General features: G+C 46.3%; 14 protein-coding genes. 3 read left to right on the top strand and 11 right to left on the bottom strand.

Annotated features, from left to right (window positions below; translation table 11 throughout):
• Positions 1 to 2 precede the first annotated feature (2 nt).
• From AR334_RS23410 to AR334_RS23375, 8 genes are all read right to left on the bottom strand, one after another.
• A complete protein-coding gene (locus tag AR334_RS23410) occupies positions 3 to 554 on the bottom strand; it encodes an ECF transporter S component (protein WP_066319113.1) in 552 nt (183 codons plus the stop codon).
• A 30-nt stretch (positions 555 to 584) separates the two neighbouring features.
• Entirely contained in the window at positions 585 to 1427 is an 843-nt protein-coding gene (locus AR334_RS23405; protein ID WP_066319111.1) for an energy-coupling factor transporter transmembrane protein EcfT, read from the bottom strand.
• On the bottom strand, positions 1417 to 2307 hold the full coding sequence (locus AR334_RS23400; protein WP_066319109.1) for an energy-coupling factor transporter ATPase: 891 nt from the start codon (positions 2305 to 2307) through the stop codon (positions 1417 to 1419). The genes AR334_RS23405 and AR334_RS23400 overlap by 11 nt, the downstream gene beginning before the upstream one ends.
• On the bottom strand, positions 2308 to 3168 hold the full coding sequence (locus tag AR334_RS23395) for an energy-coupling factor transporter ATPase (RefSeq protein WP_066319107.1): 861 nt from the start codon (positions 3166 to 3168) through the stop codon (positions 2308 to 2310).
• A 27-nt stretch (positions 3169 to 3195) separates the two neighbouring features.
• The gene (locus AR334_RS23390) at positions 3196 to 3960 is read right to left on the bottom strand and encodes an SDR family NAD(P)-dependent oxidoreductase (protein ID WP_066319102.1); all 765 of its coding nucleotides are present in this window, start codon (positions 3958 to 3960) and stop codon (positions 3196 to 3198) included.
• 16 nt (positions 3961 to 3976) lie between these two features.
• Positions 3977 to 5065 (bottom strand): tartrate dehydrogenase, encoded by a 1089-nt coding sequence (locus AR334_RS23385; protein ID WP_066319100.1) that lies wholly within the window; start codon positions 5063 to 5065, stop codon positions 3977 to 3979.
• A 197-nt stretch (positions 5066 to 5262) separates the two neighbouring features.
• Positions 5263 to 6714: an aldehyde dehydrogenase family protein gene (locus AR334_RS23380; RefSeq protein ID WP_066319098.1), complete on the bottom strand. Its 1452-nt coding sequence runs from the start codon at positions 6712 to 6714 to the stop codon at positions 5263 to 5265.
• Positions 6715 to 6885: 171 nt separating this feature from the next.
• Positions 6886 to 8727 carry a sigma-54-dependent Fis family transcriptional regulator gene (locus tag AR334_RS23375; protein WP_253701352.1) on the bottom strand — a complete coding sequence of 614 codons (1842 nt, stop codon included), beginning with the start codon at positions 8725 to 8727 and terminating at the stop codon, positions 6886 to 6888.
• A gap of 342 nt (positions 8728 to 9069) precedes the next feature.
• Between AR334_RS23375 and AR334_RS23370 the strand changes: the two genes are divergently transcribed.
• On the top strand, positions 9070 to 9363 hold the full coding sequence (locus AR334_RS23370) for a DUF3219 family protein (RefSeq protein WP_066319096.1): 294 nt from the start codon (positions 9070 to 9072) through the stop codon (positions 9361 to 9363).
• Positions 9364 to 9365: 2 nt separating this feature from the next.
• A complete protein-coding gene (locus AR334_RS23365) occupies positions 9366 to 10361 on the top strand; it encodes an LLM class flavin-dependent oxidoreductase (RefSeq protein WP_066319093.1) in 996 nt (331 codons plus the stop codon).
• A gap of 73 nt (positions 10362 to 10434) precedes the next feature.
• Here the strand turns inward: AR334_RS23365 and AR334_RS23360 are convergent, their stop codons facing one another.
• A complete protein-coding gene (locus tag AR334_RS23360) occupies positions 10435 to 11160 on the bottom strand; it encodes a CPBP family glutamic-type intramembrane protease (protein WP_066319090.1) in 726 nt (241 codons plus the stop codon).
• Positions 11161 to 11371: 211 nt separating this feature from the next.
• Between AR334_RS23360 and speD the strand changes: the two genes are divergently transcribed.
• Positions 11372 to 12640 (top strand): adenosylmethionine decarboxylase, encoded by a 1269-nt coding sequence (gene speD / locus AR334_RS23355; protein WP_172799287.1) that lies wholly within the window; start codon positions 11372 to 11374, stop codon positions 12638 to 12640.
• A gap of 72 nt (positions 12641 to 12712) precedes the next feature.
• Here speD and AR334_RS23350 read toward each other — a convergent pair whose 3' ends face one another.
• Positions 12713 to 13705 (bottom strand): aldose 1-epimerase family protein, encoded by a 993-nt coding sequence (locus tag AR334_RS23350; RefSeq protein WP_253701351.1) that lies wholly within the window; start codon positions 13703 to 13705, stop codon positions 12713 to 12715.
• Positions 13706 to 13715: 10 nt separating this feature from the next.
• Entirely contained in the window at positions 13716 to 13916 is a 201-nt protein-coding gene (locus AR334_RS23345) for a hypothetical protein (protein ID WP_066319073.1), read from the bottom strand.
• Between the last annotated feature and the right edge of the window lie 199 nt (positions 13917 to 14115).

Raw genomic sequence — 14115 nt, 5'->3', positions numbered from 1 at the left:
TTTTACAGATCCTTTGAGATTTTTGACTTTTGCGATTTGCCAAGTTGCTTCCAAGCAAGGACTACGGCCAATGTTACAATCGTACCGACAATCGCTTCAGGAATTCCGTTGGTCAGCCCGACGGTCCAGGCCACTCCTGCAGTCATGTAATTACGGACAACTGCCATTGTTAATACAAGCACTGTATTCGTCAATGTCCCGATAAAAGCGGCAGCCCCGACCGCCAAATATTCGCTCTTGCGGCGAATGCCAACGTATACAAGCCAAGCTACGACACCGATGAACAGTCGCGGCAAGATCGCGACCATTGGATCTTTAAACAGCGGAACCGTTGCGTTCAAGAACGACGAAATCCCAAAAATCGCGCCAACGATCAAGCCGACAATCGGACCTTGCATAATCCCGCCGATAATCGCCGGAATATGCATGATTGTCGCATTCCCTGCCGCCGTCGGCACTGGAATATAGCCCAATCGTGTTACCCCTAACAAAATCGCGACCGCACCAAGCACACCGGCAATGACAATATCACGAACCGTCAATGTCTTTTTCATTCAAAACTCTCCCCTTTGTTTTTAGTTTTTTTAAAAAGGAAACGGATAAAAAAGTAATAGCACTGCGAATAACAATCCAACCACCAAAATAAGATAATCCTTCGCCGCCGCTTTATAAACGGAGTAGGACGTCCTGTCGCCCCCTGGTGTATAGCAGCGTGATTCCATCGCGAGAATCAGGTCCTCTGCCCGTGACAAGGCGATATTGAATAATGGAATGATGATCGGGAACATTTCTTTTGTCCGTTGAATGATTCGCCACCAGCCGCCGGTCCCGAAGTCGGCCCCCCTTGATGCCTGCGCTTTCATCATTTTTTCCATCTCAATCGCGAACGTCGGCACAAAGCGGATGGAAATCGTCGTGATCAGCGAAATTTCGTGAACCGGAAACTTAATTTTCTTTAACGGACTCAGCAAGCTTTGAATGGAATGTGTCATTTCTGTGGTGGAAGTAGACAAGGTAAGAACACTGCTTAAGAAGATAATTTCAATAAACCGTACGGCCGAAACAATCACCAGGCGAATGCTTTCACTGGTAATCAGGATAAAACCATAATCTACATAGACGGTACCGCCCGAGAACAACTGACCTTGGAACAGCAGCTGCAGCAAGGCAAGGATGATGATAAACGGAATCGCCGGCTTTACCCCTGATAACCCGTAGCTGATCGGGATTTTCGAGGCCCAGAATAGGAAGAGCGACAGCACCAGACCAACGGCATTGCCGAGATAACTGGTATTCAGGGCAATCGCCAGGACGAGCACCACAAACGACAGCAGCTTGATTCTTGGGTCAAGGCGGTGGATAAACGAACCTGTCGGGACATATTGGCCAATGGTAATATTGCGGGATATTTCAAATTCACTTGACATAGTTCGAGACCTCCTTCGTTCCGGCAAGAACCTTCATAATTTCCTCTGCCGCTTCGTGAATGGAAAACGCGTCCGTCTTGACCTTGTAACCGAGATCACTCAAACGGTAAAGAATTTGAACTGTCTCGGGCGTCCCGATTTGATGGCGCTGGAGTTTTTCTTTGTCGGTAAATATTTCTTTCGGGGTGCCGGACAAGACGTCCGTTCCGTCTGCCATTACGTAGACGCGGTCGGCAAGCATCGCCACTTCTTCCATGTTGTGCGAGACAAACACGACGGTTAATTTTTCTTCCTTGTTTAACACTTTGATTTTTCCAAGCAATTCCTTTCTTGACTTGGGGTCGAGCCCTGCCGTCGGTTCATCAAGCACGAGTATCTTCGGCTTCAACGCCAAGATCCCTGCCAGCGCAACCTTGCGTTTCTGGCCGCCGCTTAAAGCAAAGGTTTGTCTGTCCTTCATTTCCTCAAAATCCAGGCCGACCACTTCCATCGCCCATTTTACCCGCTCCCTCACCTCCTTTAATGGCAGTCCCAATTTAAACGGCCCGTAGGCAATGTCATCGCCAATGATTTTTTCAAAAATTTGATCTTCCGGGTTTTGAAACACAAGTCCTACTTTCTGTCTCAGTGTCTTCAAATTGACTTTTTTCTGCGACAGATCCTCACCATCGATAATGACCTTTCCGGATTCCGGTCGCATCAAGCCGTTAAAGTGCTGGATTAACGTCGACTTTCCCGAACCGGTATGGCCGATGATGGCGATGCATTCACCCTCCTCGACATACAGATTGGTCCCCTTTAAAGCGACATGCTCCATCGGTGTTCCTTTCATGTACGTATGCGACAGGTTTTCAATTTCAATGATTGGCCGCGCCGGCATTTATCCCACCTCCTTGCGAACACCTTTGGCAAATTTCTCTACTTCCGCAATAAACTCTGATTCCTTAATCAGGTCTTTTGAAAAATCATTTAGTTGTCGGTTGATCAGCCCGGCGAGCTGGCTTATGGCTGGCACTTCCAATTGCAGCTCCTCCAACTCCTGTTTATGTTGAAAAATTTCCCGCGGCGGGCCGTCCATGACAATCTGCCCGTCCTCAATGACGATAATCCGGTCCGCTTCCGCCGCCTCCGACATATGGTGGGTCACAGTCACAATCGTCATCCCGGCATTGTTCATTTCGCGCATCACCTGAAGCACTTCCTTGCGGCCAAAGCTGTCGAGCATGCTTGTCGCTTCATCGAACACGATGCAATCCGGCTTCATCGCCAACACCCCGGCAATCGCGACCCGCTGCTTCTGGCCCCCGGACAAATGGTGAGGCGGCCGGAGACGAAACGGCAGCATGTTGACGGTTTCCAGCGCCTCATCGACCCGTTTTTTCATTTCCTCCCGAGGGACGCCAATATTCTCAAGTCCAAAGGCGACGTCCTCCTCGACGATGGTTGCAACAATTTGGTTATCCGGATGTTGAAATACCGTGCCGACTGTGCGCCGAATTTCCCGTTTCTTTGTTTGTTCCCTCGTGTTATACCCGCGGACCCAAACATCGCCGTCATCAGGGGTTAAAATCCCGTTTAGGTGCTTCGATAACGTCGATTTTCCGGACCCATTGTGGCCAATAATGGCCACATATTCACCGGGAAGTATGGAAAAGGAGATATTTTTAAGTACGGATACTTTCGTCTTTTCATTAATTTTGTAGGAAAATGAGACATTTTCCACGGAGATAATCGGCTTCATTATGTCCTCCTTTCTAGCCGTTTCAGGTTAAATCCCGCGGCCTCCATCAATATTCAACACCTCTCCCGTTACCATCTTGGCAAGGTCAGATGCCAAATACAGCGCGCCCTGGGCAATATCCTCGGGCTGAATCAACGTTCCAAGGGGGACACTGTCTTGAAAAACCTTTTTCACGCCCTCGTCCTTTTGCGCCTGATCGCCGGAGAGAAATTTTCCAATCATCGGCGTGTCGGCCGGTCCGGGGTTAATCGCATTGACCCTGATTTTATAGGGCGCCAGTTCCAGTGCCAGCGCCTTTGTCAGCATGAGCGCCGCTCCTTTTGAGGCACAATAGGCGTTTAATCCGGGGCGGGCACGAATCCCGGCAATCGAAGCGATGTTGATAATGCTGCCTCTCCCCTGCTGTTTCATGTAGGGAACAGCATGTCTCGATGTCAGGAAAATCGATTTGGTATTGACATTCATAATAAAATCCCATTGTTCCAGGGTTAATTCCTCAATCGCGGTGAATGCCTGCGGCACACCGGCGCAGTTTACCACAATATCCAAGCCATCGTAGGCCTCTAGGGTTTGCTTCACAAGGTTGGCGACATCGGTATCATTTGTAACATCTGCCCGTACTGCCTGAACGTGATTCAAGCCGGTGGCACCTGCCGCCGCGGCCGCTGCCTCCCCATTTAAATCAGCAAATGTGACATTGGCACCTTCTTTTGCAAAGGTTTGGGCAATCGCTTTCCCCATTCCCGATCCAGCCCCGGTTACAATCGCGGTTTTTCCGGTTAATAGACTCATAGTTTGGACACCTCCATTAAACATTCATGCTTACGCTTAGTTCCGTCATTTTAGTGACGATGGCATCGCCCATATCTGTTGTTTTGGCCGTGCCGCCAAGGTCAGGGGTTCTGATTTTCCCATCCACCAATACCCCTTCAATCGAATCAAGGATCAGTTTCCCGACTTCCGGAAGCTGAAGATGGTCCATCATTAAGCTAAGACTCCAGATGGAAGCAATCGGATTGGCAATCCCTTTTCCGGCAATGTCGGGTGCCGAGCCATGGATCGGTTCGAACATTGACGGGTAGACTCGCTCCGGATTGATGTTGCCGGATGGCGCGAGTCCCAGTCCGCCGACAATGGCCGCGCCCAAATCGGTGAGGATATCGCCAAACAAGTTGCTTCCGACGACCACATCCAACGTTTCCGGGCGGGAAATAAAGTAGGCGGCCAGGGCATCAATATGGTAGATTTGCGTGTTGACCTCCGGGTAACTCGCGCCGATCTCCTTCACGATTTCATCCCAAAACGGCATTGTAAAGTTGATGGCGTTTGATTTCGTTGCCACGGTCAGGTTCTTCTTCGCCCTGTTTTGGGCGTAGGAAAAAGCATAGTTTAAGATTCTTTCAGAACCGTATCTTGTAAAAATATTATTCTGCACGGCCAGTTCATAAGGGGTTCCCTCATGGACGCGTCCCCCCATATTGGAATACTCGCCTTCGGTATTTTCCCTGATGACAACGAAATCAAGGTCATCATGGTTTTTATATCGTAACGGGCTTTCGATGCCGCGCAGCAATTTAATTGGCCGCAAATTGACATACTGCTGAAATTTTCGGCGAATCGGCAGGATCAGTTCCCAAACCGAAATGTGGTCCGGAACGGTTTTTGCGCCGACTGCACCAAACAGAATAACATCAAAGTCCTTCAACAACTCGAGTCCATTGTGGGGCATCATTTTGCCATGCTGCAGATAGTAATCGCAACCCCAGTCAAACGACTCGCAGGAAAACGTGATCCCGCCGTGAATTCCTTCCGCTTTTCTTAACACCTTCATCGCTTCATTCATGACTTCCGGGCCAATGCCGTCCCCGGGAATCAACGCTATCGAAAAATGCTGCACATTTTTCACTCCTTTCATTCGGCTTTGAATTCGCTTTCAAAAAAGCGGTTGATTTTGCTGAGGTGAGGGTAAAACTAGCTCATCCGACAGTAAACTCTGCTTATCTACCAGTGAGCTCTGCTTATCCGACAGTAAACCCACCGTATCTGACAGTAAACCCACCGTTTCCGACAGTAAACCCGCTTACATCCACCAAATCAATCTTCAGCAGGCTTGATTTTGATGGCGATATTTTTTAATTGCGTATAATTTTGCAGGGCTTCGACGCCTTTTTCGCGACCGATTCCGCTCTTTTTATAACCGCCAAACGGCAGCTCGACGCCGCCCGCTGCGCCGTAATCATTAATAAACACCTGGCCGCTTTTCACCTTGGCTGCAATTCGATGCGCCCGGGAGATGTCGTTTGTCCAAATACCGGTCACTAGCCCATAAGCGGTTCCATTCGCCAATTGAATCGCTTCCGTTTCCGTCCCGAATTCAAATACCGTCAGGACAGGGCCAAACACTTCTTCCTGGGCAATTTCGCTCGATGGTGAGACGTTGTCAATAATGGTCGGTTCAAAATAATACGCTTCACCCGCTGCCTCCACCAAAGCCCTTTTGCCGCCGGTGATCACCCTGGCACCTTGCTCCTTGGCTCGTTCCACCATTGCCAAAATTCGGTTAAATTGCCGATTTGAGATAATTGGTCCTAGATCGGGGTCCGTCACCCCCGGACCGATTGTTAGATTCTTCAATCTCTGGGCTAACCTGCTCACTATTTCCTCTTTTATGGCCGAATGGACCAACAGCCTCGATCCGGCAGAACAGGTTTGCCCGGCATTCTGAATAATCGACCGCATGACCCAAGTAACGGTTTCTTCGATATCACAGTCGGGAAACACAATATGCGGCGACTTCCCTCCAAGCTCGAGGGTCACCGGAACAATATTTTTCGCCGCCGCCATCATCACGCTTGACCCCGTCCCAACTGAACCGGTAAACGTAATATGGTTAACATCCGGATGGTTCACGAGTGCCGCTCCCGCCTCTGCTCCATACCCGGTAACAACCTGAAGCGCATTTTTTAAGACATCAATCTCGGAAAAAATCCCGGCAAGCTTTAAGGCAGACAGCGGTGTATCTTCAGCAGGCTTCACGACCACGGTATTGCCGACCGCAATTGCCGCTGCCACACCCCTTGACGTAATCTGTAGCGGATAATTCCACGGGATGATTTGAGCACATACTCCCATTGGTTCACGGACCGTGTAGTCAATGACATTCGGGGCCACCGGGATGGTTTCGCCAAACATTTTATCGGCGATACCAGCATAGTACTCGAAATAGCGGGCTCCGCTTTCGACATCACTTCTCGCCTGCGACAGCGGCTTTCCCGTGTCGAGCGTCTCGACCATTGCCAATTCCTCAAATCGCTCACGCATCTTTTGGGCTACTTCATATAGAGCATTACCCCTGATACTTGGCTTTAAAGATTGCCATTCCCTAGACTCAAAAGCATTTTTTGCTGCCGTTACTGCGAGGTGGACATCTTCTGTTGCACAGCGAGGAACTTCGGCAATGACCTCATGATTGGCCGGATTATAAACGGAAAAAGTTTCACCGGAAACTGATGCTGCCCATTCACCATTGATATACATTAATTTCATGTTATTCCTCCAATACCCCATGGCTTTTAAACTTGTTTATGATTGTTGCAAGTTCTGTGCCAGGGATGAAATTTTGGAAAAGTTTGGATTCTCAAACGATAAGCAGGGTTCGTTTTCCCTGCCTGCACATAGGATGTTGTATTTTGCAACGCGGCTTTGGTTTTTGCAACATCAAAGATTGTATTCTTTTATTTTCCTCCATAGCGTCGTCCGATCAATTCCAAGCGATTGTGCCGCCAGTTTTTTATTATGGCCGAACTTTTCTAACGTCGAAATAATTAGTTCCTTCTCTTTGCTTTTAATGCTTTGTTTATCGGCCGCTCCATCTGCTGATTTCCTTCTAATTTTTTCAGAAAGAAATCTTGCGCCCTGCAGCCTTAAACACTCCGTCTCCTCCAGCACTGCCATCCGTTCAATCGTATTTCTTAATTCGCGAATATTCCCAGGCCAATCGTATTTCTGGAATAACTGGATTAACTCCTTTTCAACATGAATAATTTTCGTTTTTCTTTTTTCATTAAATTCATTAACAAACGCGGCAACTAGCATCGGAATGTCCGCCGAACGCTTGCGGAGGGCCGGCAATTCCAGGGCCAATATATTCAGACGGTAAAAGAGGTCTGAGCGGAATTGTTTCTTTTCCACCTCTTCCTCCAAATTCCTGTTCGTGGCGGTAATGATGCGAACATCGACAGGGATGATACGCTCACCGCCAACTCGCCTGATCGTTCGCTCCTGAAGGACCCGCAATAATAGGGCTTGAATACGTAGCGGAATCTCGCCGATTTCATCCAAAAACAGCGTTCCCCCGTGGGCCAGTTCAAAAAGCCCCGGCTTTCCCTCTTTTAATGCGCCAGTAAAGGTACCTTTCTCATAGCCAAACATTTCGCTTTCAAGAAGATTTTCCGGCAGGACCGCACAGTTTACAGCAACAAACGGGCCAAGTGAGCGATGACTTGCGGCGTGGATTCCTTGCGCAAATAATTCCTTTCCTGTCCCGGACTCGCCCGTAATTAACACCGTCGACTCTGTTTCGGCAAATTTGACTGCTAATTCTTTTACTTCCATAATTTCTGAAGTTTCCCCGACTATATCGTTTAAGCGGTATTTTGCTTCCAGACCGGTTTGATGTAGCTTTTTTCGCAATTGCAGCTCCACTTTTTGAATATCGGTGATTTCCTTAAAATTGGATACCGCGCCGACAATTTTTCCTTTGACGATAACAGGTGTACGGTTGATGACGATTTGCCGCCCGCCAACAGCAGCGAGATCCCCTCTTTCCACCTTCCCGGTTTCCAACACCCTCAACATGTCCGATTGCGGGATAAACTCTGTGATATTGCGTCCCTTCATTTCCCCTTCCACACCGAGGATGGTCTTGGCATGTTCATTGACTAGGCGAATAGTTCCGATTCTGTCGACGGCAATCACGCCGTCGTGGGTGGAATTGACGATGGCGTCCACCTGATATCGTTCCTTAACCATTTCCTCAGTAAAGTTCACCAAGGAAACTGCGATTTGCAAATAAGGGTGCAATGATGCGAAAGAGGGCTTAATAAAATGCAAATTTTTCATATGCGGGCTGGAGAATAAGCCCTTCATCCAGATTGGCGCCAGACAGACCCCAATCGAATTTAATGCCGTTGATTGTTTTTCCGTGACAAATGTGAGTTGAATCCCGTCTTCATCGCTTTGTTCGCCCCGCTCTTTTCTTAGCCACTCGATTTCTTCTGCTGAGGCCAGAAAGGCATACTCTGTATCGTTCGGTGTATCAAACATGGTCTTGATTGACTTTTGAATATCGGCTATTGTGACGGGAATCGGGATAATCGGAAACGAAAGACCAGCCAGCTCTTTTTGAAAAATGGCAGGCGTGATTATGACCATGGGGTTCATGATCTGGTCGAGGATGGAATTGATGGAATAAAAACTAGCTGATGTGTACCCCATGTTTTTTAAAAAATCTTTTATTTCGTCTTCATATAAATCGTTCATTTTAAAAAGAGCAATCATTATTCTACTCCCTACTAAAAAGTAAGTGTAATCACCTAACGTCTAGTTTTTTTAATATTCTTACTTTTATTGTAAAACCAATTATGGAATATGTAAACCATGGCCAGTTAACCAGTAGCTTTCTGTCTTTCACTTTTTAAGAGTCTAGCGTCATATGTAAAAGTCATAGAACACATCGCAGGTCGATTTTCGGATCTATGTGTTTTATGAAAGCTTCATAGAGCGCGTCGCCGATGATTTTCCAGCCCAGTATGAATTATGAACTCCAGCTGTAAACCGTTCATTTGCTCCACATTTACTCAAATGCTATTCTGTCAATAACAAATAAAAGGGGACGATTATTTGGTAAAAGAAATCAGTTTAAATCGGACGTTAATCCACGTGAATGATTACAAAGAAGAGTCGGTGAACGGCAAGCATAAAGTTTGGATTACTTTTAAAGTCACGAGTGAAGATTATCATGAGATTACCACGCTGCTTTACGAAGGAACCTTCGATGTAGCAGTACCAGCAACAGGTCTGTCGTTTAGAGGAAGTATTGAGCAGTATTCCACGTCCATAGCCAATCTTTATGAAAAAGGGCAAGTTGGAGAATTTACATTATCCTTGGTTGAGAGTAAGAAAGAAGGCGTCTAGCGGTGAAATTAAGCATATTGGACCAATCCCCCATCTCTTCCGGACAATCCGCCAAAGAGGCGTTATATGAATCAATGAAATTGGCGCAAGCGGGAGAAGTACTGGGGTATACGAGGTATTGGATTGCCGAGCATCATGATTTACCTGGTTTGGCCTGCCCTGCTCCTGAAGTGATGCTCGGTTTTATCGGCGCACAAACAAAACAGATCCGCATTGGCTCCGGGGCTGTTTTATTGCCGCATTACAAGCCTTATAAGGTGGCCGAAGTCTACAATATGCTGGCTACCTTGTTTCCGGGGCGTATCGATATTGGAATCGGACGAGCCCCAGGTGGGTCCGCCGAGGCAACCAATGCGTTATCGGATCACTTTTTAAAGCAGGTTTTCAAAATGTCGGACTTGGTAAAAGAATTGCTTCATTTTTTTAACGAGGATTTTCCTGAGGGGCACGAGTTTGCGAAAGTGAAGGCTGCACCAATCCCTGATACGGCGCCGATGCCTTGGCTGCTTGGCACGAGCAAGAAAAGTGCGTTGCTTGCGGCAGAAAATGGGTTGCCATATGCATTTGGTCAGTTCATGAGCGACCAGGACGGTGCAGCCATTATCCAACAATATCTGGACGGTTTTCAACCCGGCAAACAAGGGCAAGAACCATATGTTTTGCTGACTGTCTCCGCCATTTGTGCGGAAACAACGGAAAAAGCGGAGGATATCGCATTAAGCAGCTTGATTTGGGCTCTGCAAAAAGAGAAAGGTGAAGGGTCGTTTGTTCCTTCGATTGAAGAAGCAAAGCGTTACAACTTTACCGAAAAAGAAACTGAAAAAATGGAAAAAATGAAACAGAATATGATTATAGGTCATCCTCAGGAAGTGCGAAATAAACTAATGGAGATTCAATCAAACTATCAAGCCGATGAAGTGATGATTGTGACGATTACCCACTCTCCCGAAGACCGGGTAGAATCATATCGACTTATCGCTTCAGAGGTTTTGTATTAAAAAAAGTGCCAAGCGCTGGATGAATGCTTGGCACTTACCTTTGAGCCACGAGAATCGTCCCCATGGCTCCTGCTTACGCGATCGGCATCCCCAACGAAGCCAACAGCACAAACATGACCATTTGGAAATCCATAATAAAATGTGTGATGATCAGGGGTGTAATGTTTCTGGTCCGATGAAAGATAATCCCGACCACGAAGGCCAGCGGCAGGAACGCCAGCAAACGCCAAGCGATATAGGACCCTCCTAACACAATCGGCAGCGGTCCATGCTGAATCGACAGGAACAGTGCCGGGAGGACTAAAGCTAATGCCAATCTCCATTTCTTTTCAACCCTAGGAAAAGCATAGCCAAAATATGTCGGAAGTTCGACCAATGCATTGGTTAGCGGGAAAACAATAAGCGCAATGATGGCTGCCCAGACAGGAATGGCCTGCATCATATTGGTTGGAGGCTGGATATCTCCCAACAGTAAATAGGAACCCCCGTATAGTCCTAACGCCGCAAAAGGAAAGCTAATCAATAAATAGAGCAAGCCTTTGCCGATATCTTTGCCTGTTTTTCCTTTTTTAAATTGCAAAATAGAATTATAGGATTGGCCTTCTTTTTTTAACAAAGTCTTTAAAACTAGAAAACTTGCAATATTGGCCAAAATTGCCTGAACAGGCCACCATTTCTCCGCTTCTTTCATCGCATCCCCCGCCCCGAAACCATTAAATACTGCAATCATGACCAAACCAAACACCAGAAAAAATACCGTTCTCATCATTAATACAAACCAAATCTTCGACTGCGTCATCCCTAATCCCCTTTTCACCGGTTAACACTAACGTTCGTTAGCCTCTGTAAATACTATATACTAACGTTCGTTAGTGTGTAAAGTATTTTTTTCCAGTTTTTCAATAAAAAACTTTCTGGGGGCTTCTTGCACTAGGCGTAAATTCATATCATAACTTAGTTATGATATTCAGGTATGGGGGCTTCCAAACCTTTTTGAAGGGATGAAGGATATGGATATAAGAGGACAGCATTTGATTGTGGATGCGTATGATTGTAACGCGGATTTACTAAATAACGCCGATGTTCTGAAGAATTTAATGCTGGAGGCTCTAAGAGAGCTGCAGTTGGAAATCCTGGTGGCTTACTTCCACTCCTTTTCACCTCAAGGGGTAACTGGAATCATCGCCATCGCCACTTCCCATTTTTCCATTCACACCTGGCCGGAACACGGGTATGCCGCTTTAGATTTTTATACGTGCGCCCCGCAGGACGCCTTGCCTCCCTTAAAAAAATTCCTTGGCAAACTGGAAGCAAAACAGGTCAGACTTGCTGAAATCAACCGTGGCACTGACGTGCGGAACCAACCTGAAACAGAAATGGATAATTGGGCAAGAAGGCCGTGGGGAAATGATTGGGATATGAAAATTTTAAAAGAAATCAAAAATGGCAGGCATCGAATTCTGTACCAGGGGCAGAGCCAGTTCCATGACATTTTTCTCGTCGAAGCAAAAGACGTTAGACTATATCTGAATGAAGAATTCCAGTTTTCGTCGCTGGATGAACGGCATTACCACGAACCGCTTGTGTTACCGGCAATGGAACTGGCAAAATCAAGGGACCGGGTGTTGATTTTAGGCGGCGGAGACGGGCTTGCGCTTCGGGAAGTCATCAAATATCAGGATGTTAGCCATGTGGATCTGGTGGATATTGATCAAAAGGTTATTAGCCTCGCGAAACATGAACCGGCGCTTGTTGCTGTCAATGCGGGCTCATTTAAGGATAAAAGGGTAACAGTCCATGCAATGGATGCGAAGGAGTACGTAAACCGTTCGATCGAGGGGTATGGTGTCATCATTATCGATTTTCCGGACCCGGTGGATTTGGAAACAAGCCAATTGTACACAAAAGAATTATTTGGCCAAATTGGCAAGCATTTAACTTCTGGAGGGATCATTGCCTGCCAGGCCATTTCCCCGAAGGACACCGCAAAAGTCTATTGGAGTATCGCCAAAACCTGGAAGGCAGCGGGTTTCCATACGAAGCCCTATTATTCGGTGGTACCCTCCTTTGGGGTTTGGGGCTTTCATTTGGCCAGCCGTGAACGGATCACGAAAAAACTGCCGGTCATCTCCGTGCCGCATCAAGCCATTGAGACGAACCTAGAAGCTTTGTTTCAATTCCCCCCTACTCTTCTAACCCCGAAGACCGGCTTGATTGTTAACCGTCAAAATAACCTCAAATTGCATGAACTCTATCAGGAAGAGATAGGGAAATTATAGGGTTATGGTTCAAAAAAGTGCCGGCAAACGTTTGGCCCGGCACTTTTTTGAGACTCTTGATTGTATCCTGCTTCATTTAAACTTTATTTTATATTTAGTTTGGAAAGTTTCACCAGGGTTAAGTTTATTAATTCCTAATTTCTCCTTCAGGTCCCCGGTTGTGTCATATGTATCAGCAATCCCGTACCACGGCTCAATACAAACAAACGGAGCGATTTTCCCGTCTGTGTATTTCGACCAGATTCCCACAAACGGAAACCCTTCGAATAGTACCTCTACTCCATGTCCTGTCTTTTCGGATTCCATCGTAATTTGATCGATGTTACTGTAAACAAGAGCATCATTAACAAACAGCGAATCAGTGAGTCGAATATTTGAAAGACCATTGGCAGGTCCTTTCTCATGAATCAGTGATTCCTTTATTTCATATTCGATTACATCCTTGTTTGCAGCAGGAGTAAGGTGCAGGCTGTAGTCCTCGATTGCTTCATTTTCCAAAAGTGGAATCTTAAATGCCGGATGGCCGCCAATTGAAAAGTACATCTCTTCCTCGTTTTCATTACCGATTTCCCACTGCACAATGAGCGAATCCTCGTTAAGGAGATACCGAATAGTCGCGATAAATTCGTAAGGATATAGATGGGGAAAGCGGCCTCCCGACTCAAATACAAATGAAACCTCAGTAGCGGTTTGCTCCCCTACTTTAAATTCAACATCTCGCAAAAAGCCATGTTGGGACATTTCGTAAGTCTTTCCGTCGAGTTGATAGCGATTTTCCTTCAATCGCCCAACAATCGGAAAAAGCACTGGTGAGACGCGGCCCCAATAGGCTGAATCCCCCGTCCACATATAGTCCAGTCCGTTTGGCTTATGTAGTACTTTTCGTACTTCTGCTCCATTCTGGCTAATCTCTACCTTTAGTAAACCATTTTCAATGACAATCATCTCACTTACCTCATCTTTCCTAGTTGGATTATTTACTCTTATTATACCGAAAGTAGCTGTGCCATTATAATGAAATAAGAAAAAGCCAGTCACCCCCATTAACTGGATGGTGACTGGCACTTGATAGACCTTATGATTGACGATACTTTTTATTTATAACCCCCGGAGAATGGTACCCATGCGTGTAATTGGAAGCATGGAAGGTTCCGCTTGAACTGGTCTTTGTGGACACTGATTTGTTTTTTTTACTTTTCCATTGATCATACGTTAACTGGCCGGCACTGTCATCGTTTAAATATTTGATGTAATCGTCACCATAAATATAAATCATGCGATCGCCTCCAATCATCATTATTGTATGCGCTTTCATTTAGAAAGTGCACTATAAATCTTCAAAGCTAAAAAAATACTTTTCCATAACTATGAATTCTACATACGCTGCTGATTTCCCTCTAATTTACCATTACTATTTTACAAGTTAAACACGTTTTTTATAATGGTACTTACACCGAAGTATAGAACGATCCCCT

The sequence above is a fragment of the Bacillus sp. FJAT-29814 genome, assembly GCF_001510715.1.
In the GTDB taxonomy this organism is placed as follows: domain Bacteria; phylum Bacillota; class Bacilli; order Bacillales; family Cytobacillaceae; genus Neobacillus.
Note: the sequence above shows the minus strand (reverse complement) of the source record. Positions and strands in the feature narration are given on the sequence as shown.

Excerpts from the sequence above, each read along its gene's own strand:
- AR334_RS23410 (WP_066319113.1), bottom strand. The coding sequence starts at position 554 with ATGAAAAAGACATTGACGGTTCGTGATATTGTCATTGCCGGTGTGCTT.
- AR334_RS23405 (WP_066319111.1), bottom strand. The coding sequence starts at position 1,427 with ATGTCAAGTGAATTTGAAATATCCCGCAATATTACCATTGGCCAATAT.
- AR334_RS23400 (WP_066319109.1), bottom strand. The coding sequence starts at position 2,307 with ATGCCGGCGCGGCCAATCATTGAAATTGAAAACCTGTCGCATACGTAC.
- AR334_RS23395 (WP_066319107.1), bottom strand. The coding sequence starts at position 3,168 with ATGAAGCCGATTATCTCCGTGGAAAATGTCTCATTTTCCTACAAAATT.
- AR334_RS23390 (WP_066319102.1), bottom strand. The coding sequence starts at position 3,960 with ATGAGTCTATTAACCGGAAAAACCGCGATTGTAACCGGGGCTGGATCG.
- AR334_RS23380 (WP_066319098.1), bottom strand. The coding sequence starts at position 6,714 with ATGAAATTAATGTATATCAATGGTGAATGGGCAGCATCAGTTTCCGGT.
- AR334_RS23375 (WP_253701352.1), bottom strand. The coding sequence starts at position 8,727 with ATGATTGCTCTTTTTAAAATGAACGATTTATATGAAGACGAAATAAAA.
- AR334_RS23360 (WP_066319090.1), bottom strand. The coding sequence starts at position 11,160 with ATGACGCAGTCGAAGATTTGGTTTGTATTAATGATGAGAACGGTATTT.
- speD (WP_172799287.1), top strand. The coding sequence starts at position 11,372 with ATGGATATAAGAGGACAGCATTTGATTGTGGATGCGTATGATTGTAAC.
- AR334_RS23345 (WP_066319073.1), bottom strand. The coding sequence starts at position 13,916 with ATGATTTATATTTATGGTGACGATTACATCAAATATTTAAACGATGAC.